At 72.5% G+C, this 16,090-nt stretch carries 15 protein-coding genes; 7 read left to right on the top strand and 8 right to left on the bottom strand.

All coding sequences use genetic code 11. The annotated features are described in order from the left end of the window. Positions 1 to 197: 197 nt before the first annotated feature. Together ACZ5GT_RS24380 and fdxA are read right to left on the bottom strand one after the other, a co-directional pair. A complete protein-coding gene (locus ACZ5GT_RS24380) occupies positions 198 to 1,205 on the bottom strand; it encodes an NAD(P)/FAD-dependent oxidoreductase (protein ID WP_469029664.1) in 1,008 nt (335 codons plus the stop codon). Then, positions 1,202 to 1,540: a ferredoxin gene (fdxA, locus tag ACZ5GT_RS24385; protein WP_469029668.1), complete on the bottom strand. Its 339-nt coding sequence runs from the start codon at positions 1,538 to 1,540 to the stop codon at positions 1,202 to 1,204. Before fdxA ends, ACZ5GT_RS24380 begins: the two co-directional genes overlap by 4 nt. 187 nt (positions 1,541 to 1,727) lie before the next feature. Between fdxA and ACZ5GT_RS24390 the strand changes: the two genes are divergently transcribed. The 5 genes from ACZ5GT_RS24390 (at position 1,728) to rbsK (ending at position 7,171) form a co-directional block, all read left to right on the top strand. Further along, positions 1,728 to 3,080, top strand: a complete 1,353-nt coding sequence (locus ACZ5GT_RS24390) for an aromatic ring-hydroxylating oxygenase subunit alpha (protein ID WP_469029672.1) — start codon at positions 1,728 to 1,730, stop codon at positions 3,078 to 3,080. Next, complete coding sequence (locus tag ACZ5GT_RS24395) at positions 3,077 to 3,607, top strand: aromatic-ring-hydroxylating dioxygenase subunit beta (protein ID WP_469029679.1); 531 nt, start codon at positions 3,077 to 3,079, stop codon at positions 3,605 to 3,607. Before ACZ5GT_RS24390 ends, ACZ5GT_RS24395 begins: the two co-directional genes overlap by 4 nt. A gap of 20 nt (positions 3,608 to 3,627) precedes the next feature. Beyond that, positions 3,628 to 4,839, top strand: a complete 1,212-nt coding sequence (locus tag ACZ5GT_RS24400) for a VOC family protein (protein ID WP_469029684.1) — start codon at positions 3,628 to 3,630, stop codon at positions 4,837 to 4,839. Beyond that, positions 4,836 to 6,002, top strand: coding sequence for a hypothetical protein (locus tag ACZ5GT_RS24405; protein ID WP_469029689.1), 1,167 nt, complete (start codon positions 4,836 to 4,838; stop codon positions 6,000 to 6,002). The genes ACZ5GT_RS24400 and ACZ5GT_RS24405 overlap by 4 nt, the downstream gene beginning before the upstream one ends. Before the next feature lie 248 nt (positions 6,003 to 6,250). Beyond that, positions 6,251 to 7,171 (top strand): ribokinase, encoded by a 921-nt coding sequence (gene rbsK / locus ACZ5GT_RS24410; RefSeq protein WP_469029691.1) that lies wholly within the window; start codon positions 6,251 to 6,253, stop codon positions 7,169 to 7,171. Positions 7,172 to 7,256: 85 nt separating this feature from the next. Here rbsK and ACZ5GT_RS24415 read toward each other — a convergent pair whose 3' ends face one another. The 3 genes from ACZ5GT_RS24415 to ACZ5GT_RS24425 all read right to left on the bottom strand — a co-directional run bounded on the left by ACZ5GT_RS24415 (position 7,257) and on the right by ACZ5GT_RS24425 (position 11,181). Then, positions 7,257 to 8,330 carry a TauD/TfdA family dioxygenase gene (locus ACZ5GT_RS24415; protein WP_469029695.1) on the bottom strand — a complete coding sequence of 358 codons (1,074 nt, stop codon included), beginning with the start codon at positions 8,328 to 8,330 and terminating at the stop codon, positions 7,257 to 7,259. A 422-nt stretch (positions 8,331 to 8,752) separates the two neighbouring features. After that, the gene (locus ACZ5GT_RS24420) at positions 8,753 to 10,000 is read right to left on the bottom strand and encodes an MFS transporter (protein ID WP_469029700.1); all 1,248 of its coding nucleotides are present in this window, start codon (positions 9,998 to 10,000) and stop codon (positions 8,753 to 8,755) included. Positions 10,001 to 10,227: 227 nt separating this feature from the next. After that, entirely contained in the window at positions 10,228 to 11,181 is a 954-nt protein-coding gene (locus ACZ5GT_RS24425; protein WP_469029703.1) for a LysR family transcriptional regulator, read from the bottom strand. Positions 11,182 to 11,244: 63 nt separating this feature from the next. On the opposite strand from ACZ5GT_RS24425, the gene ACZ5GT_RS24430 reads away from it, so the two are divergent. Together ACZ5GT_RS24430 and ACZ5GT_RS24435 are read left to right on the top strand one after the other, a co-directional pair. Further along, entirely contained in the window at positions 11,245 to 12,513 is a 1,269-nt protein-coding gene (locus ACZ5GT_RS24430) for an MFS transporter (RefSeq protein WP_469029707.1), read from the top strand. Positions 12,514 to 12,762: 249 nt separating this feature from the next. After that, positions 12,763 to 13,779 carry a sigma-70 family RNA polymerase sigma factor gene (locus tag ACZ5GT_RS24435; RefSeq protein ID WP_469029711.1) on the top strand — a complete coding sequence of 339 codons (1,017 nt, stop codon included), beginning with the start codon at positions 12,763 to 12,765 and terminating at the stop codon, positions 13,777 to 13,779. On the opposite strand, the gene ACZ5GT_RS24440 is transcribed toward ACZ5GT_RS24435, so the two are convergent. The 3 genes from ACZ5GT_RS24440 to ACZ5GT_RS24450 form a co-directional block, all read right to left on the bottom strand. Next, complete coding sequence (locus ACZ5GT_RS24440) at positions 13,663 to 14,007, bottom strand: STAS domain-containing protein (protein ID WP_469029716.1); 345 nt, start codon at positions 14,005 to 14,007, stop codon at positions 13,663 to 13,665. The genes ACZ5GT_RS24435 and ACZ5GT_RS24440 overlap by 117 nt on opposite strands. A gap of 88 nt (positions 14,008 to 14,095) precedes the next feature. Next, positions 14,096 to 14,680, bottom strand: a complete 585-nt coding sequence (locus ACZ5GT_RS24445; RefSeq protein ID WP_469029720.1) for a Uma2 family endonuclease — start codon at positions 14,678 to 14,680, stop codon at positions 14,096 to 14,098. 95 nt (positions 14,681 to 14,775) lie between these two features. Continuing rightward, a complete protein-coding gene (locus ACZ5GT_RS24450) occupies positions 14,776 to 16,059 on the bottom strand; it encodes a thymidine phosphorylase (RefSeq protein WP_469029723.1) in 1,284 nt (427 codons plus the stop codon). Positions 16,060 to 16,090 lie beyond the last annotated feature (31 nt).

Raw genomic sequence — 16,090 nt, forward strand, 5'->3', positions numbered from 1 at the left:
TGTCCGAGCTCGGTTCGAGGGATGGGGACGCTGCATGGGACGCCGTATCGCATGAAGTGGTCCGGCCGTCCGCAGCTGTGCGTGCAGCGTACTCACGTTCTCCCCCTCGGGGGGCCACGTCGGTGCACGGAGGTTGTGCGGGACCCGTGGCCGGCGCGCCGGGAACGCTCGCCCGGCGCGCCTCCCGAGCGGCGTCGTCAGCCATCGGAGGAGTGCCCGGGCGCGACCGACCGGGCCGGGTCCAGCAGGGCGGCCACATGGTTGACGGCGAGGGCGGCCTCGCCGAACCCGATCGAGATGAGGCTGACCTTCCCGTCGTGGTCGGCGATGTCACCGGCCGCGAAGACACGCTCCCGGCTGGTGCGCATGGTGCGGTCGACGAGGATGCGCCGGCGGCGCAGTTCCAGCCCCCACCGCTCGATCGGGCCGAGGTCGGCGATGAAGCCGAGCGCGGCCACCACGGCCTGCGCGGGCAGGGTGATCCGGTCGCCTCCGGCGCTCGCGACCACCACTTCCGACACCGCCCCGTCGGCCCCGTCGCCGCAGACCTTCTCGACCTCGTACGGCGTCAGCACCCGCACCGAGGAGTCCTGGAGCTGCTCGACGGTGCGTTCGTGGGCCCGGAACCGGGCGCGCCGGTGCACCAGCGTCACCGACGAGGCCAGCGGCTCCAGGGACAGCGCCCAGTCCAGCGCGGAGTCCCCGCCGCCGACCACCACGACGTCCTGGCCGGCGAGCTCGTCCAGCCGCGGCACGAAGTAGCGCAGCCCGCGGCCCAGGAACTCGGAGCCCACCGGCAGCTCACGGGGGACGAAGTTGCCGATCCCGCCGCAGACCAGCACCGCGCCCGCGCTGATCCGCGCGCCCGCGTCGGTGGTGGCGACGATGCCGTGATCCGTGTCGTCGAGGTCGGTCACTCCGTGTCCGAGCAGGTAGACCGGGTTCCACCGCCCGGCCTGCTCGGCCAGCCGGTCCACCAGCTCCTGGCCGCGGACGGCGGGGAAGCCGGCCACGTCGAAGATCAGCTTCTCCGGATAGAGCGCGGCGATCTGGCCGCCCACCTCGGGCAGCGCGTCGGCGACCGCGACGCTCATGCCGCGGAAGCCGGCGTAGTACGCGGCGTACAGCCCCGTCGGTCCGGCGCCGATGACGAGCAGGTCGACGGAGACCTCGGCGCCGGCGCCCGCCGCCGCGGGCCCGGTCACGCGACCGCCTCCGGGTGGTCGTGGCCGACCCGGCCGACCTTGCGCGCCCCGCCGGGCGAGCCGAGCGGCTCGGCGCCGAGTCCGAGGGTGAAGAACTCGGCGTTGATCCGCTCGAACTTCCTGCTCTCCTCCGGCAGGTCCTCGTGGTGGAAGATCGAGATCTGCGGGCACACCGGTTCACAGCGCCCGCACTCGACACATTCGTCGGGCTGGATGTAGAGCATCCGGTCGCCCTCGTAGATGCAGTCGGCCGGGCACTCCTCCATGCACGACTTGTCCATGACGTCGACGCAGGCCTGAGTGATGACATACGGCACGAGCTTTTTGCCCTTCACACGGTCGCACGGAATGCGAGACGGTGTCTTTCAATGTGAAATTGGATGATGACGACACCGGCCTGGCCTGTCAACCGCCCGTTGAATGCTTGACAGCCCGGGTGTGCTAGGGGACGCTACTGCGACATACGAGATGGCGTCTCACAGCACGCCACTCGGGTCGGGACTTGTGAGAGGCAAACTCCCCATGGTCAGCAATCCCCGGACCGTCCCAGCGCCGATGATCGTCGAGGACTGGGACCAGCTCACCTTCCGGGTCAACCGCGAGGCCTACCGCAGCGCGGAGATCTTCGCCCGGGAACGCGGCTGGGTGTGGATGCACACCTGGCTCTACCTCGGGCACGAGACCGAGATCCCCAACCCCAACGACTTCAAGGTCCGCACCCTCGGCGGACGGCCGCTGATCTTCTGCCGGGACAGCGCCGGCGAGGTGCACGCGTTCCTGAACTCCTGCCCCCACCGCGGCACGGTGCTGTGCCGCGAGAGGGAGGGCTCGACCAAGCTCTTCCAGTGCTTCTACCACGCGTGGACGTTCCGCAACAACGGCGAGGTCGCCGCGATCCCCGACGCCGGCGCGTACGAGTCGAGCGACGAGTTCCGCGCGTCGATGGGACTGCGCGCCGTACCGCGCCTGGAGATCCACGAGGGGTACGTCTTCGTCTCCTTCGACCCCGACGTCCCGCCCCTGCTCGACCACCTCGGCGACGCGGCCGACTACATGACGATGATCGAGCAGCAGCACACCGGCGGCATGACCACCCTGCCCGGCACCCAGCTCTACAGCGTCCGGGGCAACTGGAAACTCGCCGTCGAGAACGCGATGGACGGCTACCACTTCGCGCCGACCCACAACACGTTCGTGGGCTACCTGCGCGAGAGCGGCTACGCCGTCACCGACGACGACCAGTACGCGTACGACCTCGGCAACGGCCACGGCCTGCTGGTCCTGACCGGCCACGGCGGACGGATCAGCATGGTCTGGGAACCGCGCTTCGGCGAGGACGAGCGCGTCCGCACCGAGCGGCACCGGGCCGAGATGACCGAGCGGCTGGGCGAGAAGCGGGCGCACCACGTGGCCGACGAGAGCCACATCCTGTTCGTGTTCCCGAACCTGCTGCTGTTCGACATCGAGGGCCTGTCGATCCGGCAGCTGGAGCCGGTGGCGCCCGACCAGACCGATGTCCGGGCCTGGCAGCTGGTCCCGCGGAACGAGGACCCCGCCACCCGCGCCCTGCGCATGAAGACCGTGGTCAGCTTCGTCGGCCCGGGCGGCCTCGCCACCCCGGACGACATCGAGGCGTACGAAGCGGTGCAGCGCGGCATCCAGGCCACGGCGGGCGCCGCCGCGCCCGAGCTGGACTACAGCGACATGTCGCGCGGCATGGCCGACGAGGTCAAGGGCGTACAGGGCAGGTCGGTCGACGAGGGCGCGATGCGCGGCTTCTGGCGGCATTGGATCGACGCCATGGGCATCGACGACGGGCTGGAAGTGCACGGCGAGCGGCCGGCGTCCTTCCTGTCGGGAAGGGACGTGCGATGACGGCCATCGGCAACCCCGGCTCTCACCAGGTGCGGTGCGCGGGACGCACCGTCACCCGGCCCGAGGTGGAGGACTTCCTCTACGCCGAGGCCGACATCCTCGACCACTGGGACTACGACGGCTGGCTCGCCCTCTTCGAGCCCGGCGCCCGCTACGAGATCCCCACCACCGACCACCGGCCCGGCTGGTCGCCGCACGAGACGGGATCCTTCGTCGACGACGACTGGGACCTGCTGCGCGCCCGGGTCAAGCGGCTGAAGTCCCGCAAGGCGCACGCCGAGAACCCGCACTCGCGCACCCACCGCATGGTGTCCAACGTACGGCTGTCCGAACACACCGAGGACTCCTTCCGGGTGTCCGCGTCGTTCATCGTGCACCGCGCCCGCGACGGCCACTTCGACGGCTACGTCGGCCGGTACGAGCACCTGCTGGTGCCCACCGACGACGGATTCCGCTTCCGGCTGCGGCGCTCGCTGCTCGGCCACGAGTCGCTCGCCGCCGGCGCCCGGCTCAGCTTCATCCTCTGACCGGCGACGGAAGGGACCCCATGATCCGCCACACCCTGTCCTTCCGTTTCGCCGACGGGACCGACCAGGCCGTCCGGGAGTCCGTCCTGGCCGAGCTGCGGACCTTCCCGGACCGCTACCCGGTCATGCGCGGCTTCCTCCTCGGCGAGAACATCAGCACCCGCGACCGGACCTTCACCCACACGATGGCCGTCGACTTCGACAGCCAGGACGACCTGCTCGCCTACCTCGGCAGCGAGTTCCACGAGACCTTCGTGCGCACCCGCTGGCGGCCGGTCATCGGCGCCCAGGCCATCACCTCGTTCGAGTTCGCCGAGCGTCCGTCGCTCGCCGCAGGAAGGACACCGCCGGTGAGCACCCGCCCGCACGGCCCGTACGGCATGGAGTACGCCCGCATCGAGGTCCCCGACATGCAGGCCGCGATCGACTTCCTCGAGTACCACGTCGGACTCCAACTGGAGCAGCGCACCGACGAATACGCCTATCTGCGCGCCGACATCGAGCACCACGCGATCGAGCTGATCCACGCTCCCGAGCGCACCGAGGGCTGGACGACCGCCGTCGGCTACAGCGTGGAGAGCGAGGAGGTCCTGGAACAGCTCCACAAGAGCGTCCTGGACGCCGGCCTGGAGGTCCTCGAACTCCAGGAACGCCAGCGGGCGCTGTGCGACAACGGCTTCGCGGTGAAGGACCCCAACGGGCTCGTCGTCGAGCTGTTCACCGAGTTCCAGGAGTACGCCGAGCCGCCGCACATCGAGATCCGGCCGCTCGACCTCGTCCACCCCTTCATCGCCACCGCCAAGTACGAGGAGACGCTGGACTTCTACCAGAACGTCCTGAAGTTCCTGCCCTCCGACTACGTCGTCGGCTCCACCACGTTCTTCCGCTGCGAGGACCGCTACCACCACAGCCTCGCCGTGCAGAACAACACCGAGCACTACGTCGCGCACCTGTGCTTCGCGATGAAGAGCCTCGACCACGTCATGCGGATGCGCGCCCGCGCCCTGTACAAGGGGGCACCGATCGCCTCCGACATCGTCAACCACTCGGCGTCGACGTCGATCGCGTTCTACATGCACGACACGCGCTTCGGCCCCCGGTTCGAACTGTGCGACGCGCACCGGGTGTTCACGCCGGAGGAGCACGAGACGCACCGGCCCCGCAGGATGCCGGCCGACCCGCGCAACATCGACGTGTGGCGTCCGGCCGCCGACGACTGGGGACGTTTTTGAGGCAGCGGCTGCTCGACGTCCTGCGGCTGCTCGACACCACGCCCGCCCCGCGCGGCCGGGAGCGGACGGCGGCGCACCGGCTGCGCGCCTGGTGCGCGGACCGGTGGCCGCACATCGACTGGCAGGTGCTGGAGCACGGCCCCGCGGGCGGCAGCCTGTTCGCCGCCCACGGGGCCGGGCCCCTGCTCTGCTCCCACCTCGACACCTCGCTGGACGACGGCGCCGCCGGCGTCAACCGGCTCGTCACCGGCAGTGCCGCGCCGGTAGGACCGCTCGCCGTGGACGGCGACACCGCGACCGGCTTCGGTCTCGGGGTCGCCCGCGGACCGGCCGCCGCCGCGCTGGTCGCCTTCGCCGGGGCGGAGCGGGGACGGCTGCTGCTCGCCGGCTCCGGCACGCACCGCCGCGGCGGCGGGATCACCGGCCTGGAGGCCTACGCCGACGCCCACCCGCTGCCGGGCTCGGCGGTCGTGGCGAAATGCGGCCCGCCGACGCTGCTGTGGCACGAGCCGGGCGCGTTCTACCTGACGGTGACGGTGACCGGCCGCTCCGGGGCGGCGATGCTGCCGGAGTCCGCCACACCGCCCGGCGGAGTCGTCGCCGAGGCGGGCGTCGTGCTGGACGAACTGGCCCGCTGGCGCGAGGCCTACCTGGCCGCCGACCCGAGGCAGGGGCAGACCGGCCGGGCGTGCGGCGTCGGCGCGATCGGCGGGGGGTGGCCGGAAAAGCCGGACCTGCTGCCCGCCCAACTACGGATCGACCTGTACGTGGTCGCCGGTGACCCGGTGGAACCGGCCGCGCTGGCCGGCGAGCTGGCCGGCCGGCTGCGGGCGCGGTGCGCGCGGTCGGCACTGCGGGACTGCGCGGTCGACGTCGAGGCCGAGCCGGTCGCGGCAGCCGCGGCCACTCCGGCCGACGCGCCCGTGGTGACCGCGGCCCGGGCCGCCTGGCACGACGAGTTCGGCGCACCGCCGCCGCCGATCAGCGGCTGGACCGGGTCCACCGACGGCGTGGAACTGCGCGCCCGCGGCGTCGACACCGTACGCCTCGGCCCGCAGGCGCGGCCGGCCGACGGTGATCCGCGCCGCGACGCGCTGTCGTTGGCGCGGCTGGAGGCGTACGCGCGGGTGTACCGGCGGCTGCTCGGCGAGCTGCCCGCGTAGCCGGGACGCCTCCGGTGCGTCCCGGGGGCGCCTTCGGCACGGCTCGGGGGCGCCTTCGGTGCGTCGCCGGTGCCTCTCGGGGGTGTCTCCGGTGCGTCGCCGGTGCGTCTCGGGGGCGCCTCTCGTGCGTCCCGGGGCGTTGCCGGGGCGTCTCGGGGGCGCCGCCGAGGAGTTCACCAGCGAACGATCTCAGTGGAACGATCTCATTCAAGGGCGCCGTGAGCGCCCCGAAGGAAGTGGGCGGACGGATGGACGGTATCCGGACCAGCGGCTCCACCATCGCCGTGCTCGGCAGCACGAACATGGACCTGGTCGCGTACGTCGCGAAGGCACCGGCGCGCGGGGAGACGGTGGCGGGACGGGAGTTCCGCACGGTGCCCGGCGGCAAGGGCGCCAACCAGGCGGTGGCGGCGGCCCGTGCCGGCGGCTCGGTGTCGATGATCGGCGCGGTGGGCGCCGACGCCTTCGGCGACCGCCTGCGGGCCGCGCTGGAGGAGTCGGGTGTGGACACCGGAGCGCTGCGCACGGTCGACGGCCCGTCCGGTACGGCGCACATCGTGGTCGACGACGAGGGCGGCAACGCGATCGTCGTCGTGCCCGGCGCCAACGCCGCCGTCACGGCCCTCACCCCGCGCGACGAGGCCGTCATCGCGGGGGCCGACGCGCTGCTGCTCCAGCTGGAGACCCCGCTGGAGGGCGTCCTGGCCGCCGCCGAGGCCGCCCGCGGGCACGGCGTGCGCACCGTCCTGACCCCCGCGCCCGCCCGGCCGCTGCCCGCCGCGCTGCTCGCCGCGACCGACCTCCTCGTCCCGAACGAGCACGAGGCCGCCGCGCTCACCGGCAGCACGAATCCGTACGACGCGGCCGACGCCCTGCTGGAGCAGGTCCCGGAAGTGGTGATCACACTGGGTTCGGCGGGCAGCCTCTACGCCTCCCGGACCGCCGGGCGGATCACGGTCCCCGCGCCGCAGGTGACGGCCGTCGACTCGACCGGGGCGGGCGACACGTTCGTGGGCGCCCTGTCCGTGGCGCTGGGCGAGGGCAGGCCGATGCCCGAGGCGCTCGCCTGGGCGTCGTGCGCGGCGGCGCTCTCCGTGCAGCGGTCCGGAGCGTCGACCGCCATGCCGTACCGGGCGGAGATCGACGGCCTGGCGGAGCGGAACATCTGAGTGACCGCCGTACGGCGGACAGCCGCCGCGGCCCGCTGAGGCAGGCTGCGGCGGCTGTCTGTCGTGTGCGTCTGCCGTGGCGGCGTCACGCCCCCCAGTCGTCGTTGACCGTGACGGCGTCGGCGATACGGAACCGGCCGCCGGGCAGCAGCGGCGTGCTGGGCTCACCGAGGACGACGACGTGCTTGCCGAACCTGGGGGCCAGCGGGCGGCCGACGTCACGCTTGAGCCACATGCGCAGCAGGTGGCGGCGGCGCTCCGGCTCCGGGTGGTCGACGTAGCTGGTGCGCGAGTGCAGGGCGGCGTAGTTGAGCAGCCACTGGACGTCCCCCGGCTGGAAGTCCATGTCGATCGGCAGGCCGGGTTCCTGCGAGATCTCGTCGAACAGGTTGATCGCCTCGATCTGCTCGGGCGTCAGCTGCGGGACCCCCGGATACCCCTGGGCGCTGAAGATCATCGTGCTGCCCGCGTAGGTGCTGAAGACGCCGTCGACGTAGCTGAGGATCGGCGAGGTGTAGGTCGGTTCCGGGGAGTCGGGGTCCTGGCGCCGCCAGTCCCAGTGGTAGGTGTCGAAGAGCCGCGGCGCGAGGTCCGGCCGGCGGCGCAGCATCTCGTTGTAGATGGTCGTCCCGCTGACCAGGCTGGACGCCCCGCCTTCCTTGGCGCCCTGGAGGCACATGAGGGCGACGACGTCGGAGCTGTCGGAGTGGAACGGCAGCCGGTCCCGTACCCGGGAGGGCAGCGCGCCCTCGTCGTCCAGCGTCTTGTTCGACGTGGCGATCACGTGGTCGAGCAGGTCGCCGCGCTGGTTCTGCCCGATCGGCCGGCCGAGGTGGAGGCTCATGACGAAGAAGATGGCCCCGGCCACGGTGTCGCCGTACTCCTCGGTGCGCAGGCCGCGTACCAGGATGAAGCCGCGGCCGGCGTCCATCTGGCGGGCGCACTCCTCGTTGAGGGCGCGGCAGGCGTCGAAGGGGTAGTCGGCGGCGGTGACGGTGCGCAGGTCCGGGTCGTCGGCGACGAAACGCCGTCCCAGTTCCTCCAGTTCGGCGCGCTCGGCGTCACTGAGGACGTAGATCCACTCGGTGGATTTCGACAGCTCGTCGCCGCGCCAGGCGGACGGCCCGGGGATCTGCTCGACGGGGGCGGTGGTGGTCACGGTGATGCACTCCTCGCGAAGGTGATGGCGGGGCTGGAACGGCCCTGTCCGTGTCGGCCATGGCACGCGGACGCCGAGGACGTCGGCGCGGCAGCGGGTGCGTCGCGCTGCGACGCGGGACCTCAGAAGGGGGTCTGAGGTACGCCGACAGCCGTGCCGGGGCGCAGTCCTTCCCGGGGCGGGGAGTACCTGAGCGGTTCGTCATAGGTCCGGCGGCCGGCACACGACACGAGCAAGGCGCCGATCAGGGCGACTGGCCTCATGCGGTCCCGTCCTTTCAAGAAGTGCCTTCACCCTAGGAGCGGCCACCAGGCGAGTCAATAGACGAGATGACATCTTGGAATGCAGTACGCCGACCGCCGAGACCACCTGCGTCGACGGCACGGGGAACCGCGCCCGTCCGGCGGGCCGCCGGTGTCGCGTCAGGCCCGCCCGGTCTCCTGGGCGGCCCTCGGTCGGCGGAGGAGGGGCAGCAGCAGGATCGCCACCGCCGCCGAGGCGAGGCCGAGGCTGCCGACGGCGGCGGCCAGGCCTCCGGTCCTGGACTCCAGGAAGGCGAGGACGAGCGGGCCGAGGAACTGCCCGAGGAAGAACGACGCGGTCCACAGACCGGTGCCCCGGCCCCGGTTGCGGTACTCAAGCCCGGACATCGCCCAGGTCAGCAGCGAGGGCAGCAGGAGACCGGTGCCCAGGCAGTTGAGGAAGGTGCCCAGGATCAGCACCGCGAAGTCGTGGGCCAGGCCGATGGCCACGAACCCGACCCCGCACAGCAGGAAGATCACCGGCAGTCTGCGCTCCGGCCGGCCGACCATCGAGGCGAAGATGACGCTTCCGGTGACGGAGGCGGCACTGGCGATCGCGGTGATGAGACCGATGATGCCGCTGGACTGCACGCCGAGGCCGTTCACCAGGTAGGCCGTCTCCGCGGGGACGGCGTAGAAGACGAGGCCGCCGAACACCGACAGCACGCAGATGCCCAGCAGCCGCCCCGTCGAGGACGGCCGCCGCCCGGCGGCGGGTTCCTCGTACCCGGCCGCCTCCTGCCCGCGCGCGGGCAGGAACACGGCCATCGCCGGGGCGAGCAGCAGCCCGACCGCGTAGAGCTGGAACGGGGAACGCCAGCCCGAGGCGCCCATGACGCCGCCGAGGATGAAGAAGGCGGTGGCGGAGACGGTGGCGCACACCGCTTGCAGGGCCAGGTACCGGTCGCGGACCCGGCCGGTCCAGTGGTCGCCGATCAGTGTGGTGCAGCAGGTGATGACGACGGCCTCGGCGACGCCGAGCAGGGCACGGCTGATCACGATGGCGCGCAGCGAGTCCAGCCACAGCGGCGCGGTGCCGAACACCGCGTACAGGACGGTCGCGACGACCAGCAGCGGTTTGCGTCCCAGCCGGTCGATCACGACACCCGCGAGCGGGGCCAGCAGGGCGACCGCGAGCGCGGGGACCGTCAGGATCAGCGGGACCAGCGTGCCCGCGCCGGGCACCGTGCCGAAACTGTCCTGGAGGTCCGGCAGTCCCGGGGCGAGCAGCACCGCGGCGAGGACCGGCAGGCTGCTGCCGGCCATCAGGAGCGCCACCCGCAGGCCGCCCCTGGTCTCGGGCACGGGCTCGGTGCCCCGGACGGCGAAACCGCCGGCGGGTGCGGGTGGGTAGGTGAATCCGGGCACGTGAGGCCTCCACGCGGGCAGGACGGGGTGCACGGCGGGCTGCCGCCGTGGCCGTGCCATATCGCGGAGTACCGGTGCGCCGAGGGGTACGCCCGCAGGGAAGAGGGGCGTCAGGACGTGCACACTCTGGGTCACATCGGTCCCGTTGCCTACCCCTCGCACCATTGGACTCACTGATCCCGCGTATCCAGCCGGTGGATGGTGACCGGCGCGGGTGCGGCGCCGGGTCAGGCCGGGAGCAGGCTGCCCCTCCTCGACAGCAGGAACTTCTTGAACGCCGCCACGGGCGGTGTGTCGGGGTGGCCGTCCAGCCAGGCCACCCCGATCTCCCGCGCCGCCCTCGGCGCGGTCACCGTCAGCTCGACGACTCCCGGACGGGGGACGGCCGGTGGCGGCAGCAGGGCGACGCCCAGTCCCGCCGCCACCAGCCCCCGCAGGGTCTCGGTCTCCTCCCCCTCGAAGGCGATACGGGGCTTGAAGCCCGCCTCCTGGCAGAGGTCGTCGGTGATGCGGCGCAGACCGTAGCCGGTCTCCAGGGTGACGAAGGCCTCCTCGGACGCCTCGGCGAGACGGACGCGCCGGCGGGTGGCCAGGCGGTGGTCGGCGGGGACGACCAGGCGCAGCTTCTGCTCGTCCAGGCGCCGGGCGACCAGGTCGGGGGCGTCCGGCACCGGGGAGGTCAGGCACAGGTCGAGTTCCCCGGCGCGCAGCTTCTCCAGCATCGCCTCGCCGTAGTTCTGCACCAGGCTGAAGCGGACCCGGGGATGGTCGGCGCGGAACGCGTGGATCAGACCCGGGACCGTCTCCGCGCCCATCGTGTGCAGGAAGCCGAAGGCGACCTTGCCGGTGGCGGGGTCGGCGTCGGCGCGGACCTCGTCGGCGGCGCGCCCGATCTCGGCGAGGGCGCGTTCCACGGAGCCGAGGAAGGTACGGCCGGCCGGGGTCAGGGCGACGGTGCGGCCGCGGCGGGCGAACAGTTCCACGCCCAGGTCCTGTTCCAGGCGGACCATCGCGCGCGACAGGGTGGACTGGGGGACCTGCATCTCCTGGGCGGCGCGGGTCACGTGCTCGGTGCGGGCCACGCCGGCGAAGTGGACGAGGCGCGGGGCGAGCAGCGCGACGATGTCTTCTGTGTCACCGGACGGTGACAGGCGCCTCGATGAGCTGTACTGATGCGGCATGGGAACGATTATGCCGATTCCATGCATTGGACGGATGAGCGGGAACCTCCGTACGTTCGAGGCATGTCTCCCGCCAGTACCGGGGCGTCCACCACCGTGGGCGCCGTCCCGTCCGCCACCGTCTCCGACTCCCGTCTGACCCCGGGCGCGCCCGGCTACCGCCGGATGAGCCTCGCGCTGTTCCTCGCCGGTGTGGCGACCTTCGCGCTGCTGTACTCCACGCAGGCCCTGCTGCCGCTGATCTCCGACGACCTCGGGGTGGCGGCGAGCGAGGCGAGCTGGACGGTGGCGGCGGCGACCGGTGGCCTCGCGCTGTTCGTGCTGCCGATGAGCGCCCTGTCGGAGCGGTTCGGACGGCGTACGGTCATGACGGCGTCGCTGGCGGTCGCGGTGACCGTCGGGCTGCTGGTCCCCTTCGCGCCCTCGCTGCCGGCGTTGGTCGCGCTGCGGGCGCTGCAGGGCGCGGCGCTGGCGGGCCTGCCGGCGTCCGCGACCGCGTACCTCGCGGAGGAGGTCCGCCCCCGGGCCCTGGTGACGGCGATCGGTCTGTTCGTGGCGGGCAACAGCGTCGGCGGGATGAGCGGCCGGGTCATCACCGGCTGGGTCGCGCAGGTGTGGGGCTGGCGGGTCGCGGTGGGCGTGATCGGCGTGGTCGCGGTCTTCTGCGCGGTGGCCTTCCGGCTGCTGCTGCCGGCGCCCCGGCACTTCACGGCGGGCTCGCTGCGGCCGCGGGTGCTGGCCGGCACGGTCCGCGAGCACCTGTCGAACCCGCTGCTGCGCCGGCTGTACGCCATCGGCGCCCTGTTCATGACGGTGTTCGGCGGCGTCTACACGGTGATCGGCTACCGCCTGACGGCAGAGCCGTTCGGGCTGCCGCAGGGCATCATCGGCTCGATCTTCCTGGTGTACCTGGTCGGCACGGTGTCCGCGTCCACGGCTGGCCGGCTGGTGGGCCGCCTGGGCCGCCGCGGCGCCCTGTACCTGGCGGGCGGCACGACGGCGGCGGGCCTGGTGGTGTCCCTGGCGCAGTCGGTTCCGCTGGTGCTGCTGGGGCTGGTGCTGATCACCTCCGGCTTCTTCGCGGGCCACGCGGTCGCCTCCTCGGCGGTCAGCAGGACGGCCACGACCGGCCGCGCCCAGGCGTCGGCGCTGTACCAGTCGGCGTACTACGTCGGCTCCAGCGCCGGCAGCACGGTCGGCGCGGTCGCCTTCCACTCGGCGGGCTGGGCCGGGACCGTCGGGGTCGGGCTGCTGGCGGTGGCGGGCGTCGCGACGATCACGCTGCTCGGCACGCGGGCGGCCCGGCTGGCCACCCGGCCCGTGGCCGCGTGAACGCTCCGCGGGGCGCTGCGCTGTGCCGGCGGTGATCGGCCGTCCGCCGTCCACCGTCCGCCGTCTGCCGCGCCGCCGTCTGCCGCGCCGTCGTGGCTGGTCGCGCAGTTCCCCGCGCCCCTTCGGGGCGCTGCCGCTCTGAGCTGCGGGTTCCCCGCTCCGGGGGCCGTTGTCAGTGGGCTGCGGTAGCTTCCGAAGCAGTGGGCGCACGAGCGCGTGACGGGAATGCCACACAGGGGTGGGTGGACCATGGGCCAGGGCACGGCGACGACAGCGGACCTCGACGTCACGCTGGAAAAGCACCGGGTCGAGCTGACCGGCTACTGCTACCGCATGCTCGGCTCCTCCTTCGAGGCCGAGGACGCGGTGCAGGACACGATGGTCCGCGCCTGGCGCGGTTACGACAAGTTCGAGGGCCGCTCCAGCCTCCGCTCCTGGCTCTACCGCATCGCGACCAACGTCTGCCTGGACATGCTGACGGCCGGCAACAAGCGAGCCAGACCGATGGACCTGACCGAGTCGACGCCGCTGGCCCGGGCGGCGCTCGCCCCGCGCCCGGACAACACCTGGCTGGAACCCGTGCCGGACGCGCGCGTGCTGCCCACCACCGACGACCCGGCGGAGGCGGCGGTCGCCAAGGAATCCGTGCGGCTGGCGTTCATGGCGGCGCTGCAGCAACTGCCGCCCAAGCAGCGCGCGGTGCTGATCCTGCGCGAGGTGCTGGCCTGGCGGGCGAGCGAGGTCGCCGAGCTGCTGGGCACGTCGGTCGCGTCGGTCAACAGCGCGCTGCAGCGCGCCAGGGCGACGCTCGCCGAGCGGGACGACGACGGCGCCCGCGCGGCGGTCTCCGACCCGCTGGACGAGGAGCAGCAGAAGCTCCTGGAGCGCTACGTCGCGGCGTTCGAGGGGTACGACATGACGGCGCTGACGGCGCTGCTGCACGAGGACGCCGTCATGACGATGCCGCCGTTCGACCTGTGGCTGCGCGGCCACGAGGACATCACCGGCTTCATGACGACGCTGGGCTCCGCCTGCGCCGGCTCGCACCTGGTGCCGGTGCAGGTCAACGGGCTGCCCGGGTTCGCGCAGTACAAGCCGGACCCGGAGCAGGGCGGCTTCACGGCGTGGGCCGTGCAGGCGCTGGAGACGTCAGAGGGGCGGATCACCGGGTTCCACTGCTTCCTCGACACCCGGCGGTGGTTCCCACTGTTCGGCCTGCCCCTCCACCTCGAAGCGGAGCCCGACCAGGTCGAGCAGGGCCTGTAAGGCGGGGGCGGGGTCCCGCAGCCGGATCCCGCCGCCGGCCCGCCGGGCGGCGAGCTGGAGCCGCGCCAGCAGGTCCACGGCGGCGAGGCCCGGCGGCCCGATCGCGGCGACGTCGACCACGACGGCCCGTGCGCCGCCGGCGGCCAGCCGCGCCCGCACGCGCTCGCACAGCTCTGTCACCTCGTCCCGGGTCAGCGGGCCGGGCAGCACGAGTACGGCGGGTGTCATGGCGTCCACACACCGGTAGACCGGCCGACCGCACGGAACTCATCGCGGCGCGGTGCCGGCGGGGGTGGCGGCGCCGCTGTGATGACGGTCAGTCGGCCGGGAACTCCCCCGTGTCGATCGTCACGTCGAACGGCTTCGGCAGCCGGATGGGGTCGCCGAACTTCACTGCTCCCAGGACACGGTAGACGTCGCCCTTGGGCTCACCGTAGAGCGTCGTGGTGGGGCCTCCTGGAGCCCAACGGTCGACGAGGAGGTAGAGCGGGATGCCGGCGGTGGCGTAAGCAGCGGGCTTGCTGACGCGGTCCTGCCGGGCGTTGGACTTGGAGGTGACCTCCACCACGAGTTCCGCGAGGGATGCCGAGATGTGGGAGTCGGCCTCCGGTCTGTCGGGCACGGGAGTCACCACCAGGTCGGGGATCAGCATGCCCAGACGCGACGGCACGGCGATCGCCAGGGTCTGGAAGACCTCCCAGTCCTCCGGGATCACTGAGTACAGGCGACGCTGAATGCGAGCCGCGATCACGTTGTGGCGGAACGCGGGAGCAGGTGACACGGTGACGATCCCCTCGATGATCTCCACCTTGCTGCCCTCAGGCCATTCCATCTCCTCCCAGAACCGGACGAGGTCGTCCCAGTTCTGGTCGGGATCCTGGCTGACGGTGAGTGCGCTCATGGCGGTCTCCTATCGGTGCGTCACCGATCCCAGCATGCCGAACGGGACCGGCGCAGGTCCACCGGTCCCGTTCACCCGATCAAGCAATCCCCTGGTCAGGCGATACGTTCCAGCACGACGGGCGACGCCGTGAACGCCGTGCCCGGCGCCGCGATGTCGTACGACCCCTCCACCGCCTGGAGCGCGTACTCGAAGCGTTCGGGGGTGTCCGTGTGCAGGGTCAGCAGGGGCTGGCCCGCGGTCACCGTGTCGCCGGGCTTGGCGTGCATCTCGACGCCCGCCGCCGCCTGCACCGGGTCCTCCTTGCGGGCGCGGCCCGCGCCCAGGCGCCAGGCGGCGATGCCGATGTCGTAGGCGTCGAGGCGGGTCAGGACGCCGGCGGACGGGGCCTCGATGACGTGCTGCTCGCGAGAGGTGGGAAGCGGGGCGTCCGGGTCGCCGCCCTGGGCGGTGATCATGCGTCGCCAGACGTCCATCGCCGAGCCGTCGGCCAGGGCCTTCGCCGGGTCCGCGTCGGTCACCCCGGCGGCCTGGAGCATCTCCCGCGCGAGGGCGAGGGTCAGTTCCACGACGTCGGCCGGGCCGCCGCCCGCGAGGACCTCCACCGACTCGCGGACCTCCAGGGCGTTGCCCGCGGTGCGGCCCAGCGGGGTGGACATGTCGGTCAGCAGCGCGACCGTCTTCACGCCGTGGTCGGTGCCCAGGCCGACCATCGTCGAGGCCAGTTCACGGGCATCTTCGAGCGTCCGCATGAAGGCGCCGGTGCCGACCTTCACGTCGAGGACCAGTGAGCCGGTGCCCTCCGCGATCTTCTTCGACATGATCGAGGAGGCGATCAGCGGGATCGCCTCGACCGTGCCGGTGACGTCCCGCAGCGCGTACAGCTTCTTGTCCGCCGGGGCCAGGCCGTCGCCCGCCGCGCAGATCACCGCGCCGGTGGTGTCCAGGACGTGCAGCATCTCCTCGTTGGAGAGCAGGGCCCGCCAGCCGGGGACCGACTCCAGCTTGTCGAGGGTGCCGCCGGTGTGGCCGAGGCCGCGGCCCGACAGCTGGGGCACGGCGGCTCCGCAGGCCGCGACCAGGGGCGCCAGCGGGAGGGTGATCTTGTCGCCGACGCCGCCCGTGGAGTGCTTGTCGGCCGTCGGGCGGGACAGCGCGGAGAAGTCCATGCGCTCGCCGGAGGCGATCATCGCGGCGGTCCAGCGGGCGATCTCCCGGCGGTTCATGCCGTTGAGCAGGATCGCCATGGCGAGCGCGGACATCTGCTCGTCGGCGACCTCGCCGCGGGTGTACGCGTCGATGACCCAGTCGATCTGCTCGTCGCTGAGTTCGCCGCGGTCCCGCTTGGTGCGGATGACGGAGATGGCGTCCATGGCCATGGTGTTCCTTCCGACGTTCCAGGAAGTGCGC

Source organism: Streptomyces sp. NPDC031340, from assembly GCF_055569945.1.

What these genes read in the sequence shown, in the direction of transcription:
- ACZ5GT_RS24390 (WP_469029672.1), top strand. Translation starts at nt 1,728, where the DNA reads ATGGTCAGCAATCCCCGGACCGTCCCAGCGCCGATGATCGTCGAGGAC.
- ACZ5GT_RS24395 (WP_469029679.1), top strand. Translation starts at nt 3,077, where the DNA reads ATGACGGCCATCGGCAACCCCGGCTCTCACCAGGTGCGGTGCGCGGGA.
- ACZ5GT_RS24400 (WP_469029684.1), top strand. Translation starts at nt 3,628, where the DNA reads ATGATCCGCCACACCCTGTCCTTCCGTTTCGCCGACGGGACCGACCAG.
- rbsK (WP_469029691.1), top strand. Translation starts at nt 6,251, where the DNA reads ATGGACGGTATCCGGACCAGCGGCTCCACCATCGCCGTGCTCGGCAGC.
- ACZ5GT_RS24425 (WP_469029703.1), bottom strand. Translation starts at nt 11,181, where the DNA reads ATGCCGCATCAGTACAGCTCATCGAGGCGCCTGTCACCGTCCGGTGAC.
- ACZ5GT_RS24430 (WP_469029707.1), top strand. Translation starts at nt 11,245, where the DNA reads ATGTCTCCCGCCAGTACCGGGGCGTCCACCACCGTGGGCGCCGTCCCG.
- ACZ5GT_RS24435 (WP_469029711.1), top strand. Translation starts at nt 12,763, where the DNA reads ATGGGCCAGGGCACGGCGACGACAGCGGACCTCGACGTCACGCTGGAA.
- ACZ5GT_RS24440 (WP_469029716.1), bottom strand. Translation starts at nt 14,007, where the DNA reads ATGACACCCGCCGTACTCGTGCTGCCCGGCCCGCTGACCCGGGACGAG.
- ACZ5GT_RS24445 (WP_469029720.1), bottom strand. Translation starts at nt 14,680, where the DNA reads ATGAGCGCACTCACCGTCAGCCAGGATCCCGACCAGAACTGGGACGAC.
- ACZ5GT_RS24450 (WP_469029723.1), bottom strand. Translation starts at nt 16,059, where the DNA reads ATGGCCATGGACGCCATCTCCGTCATCCGCACCAAGCGGGACCGCGGC.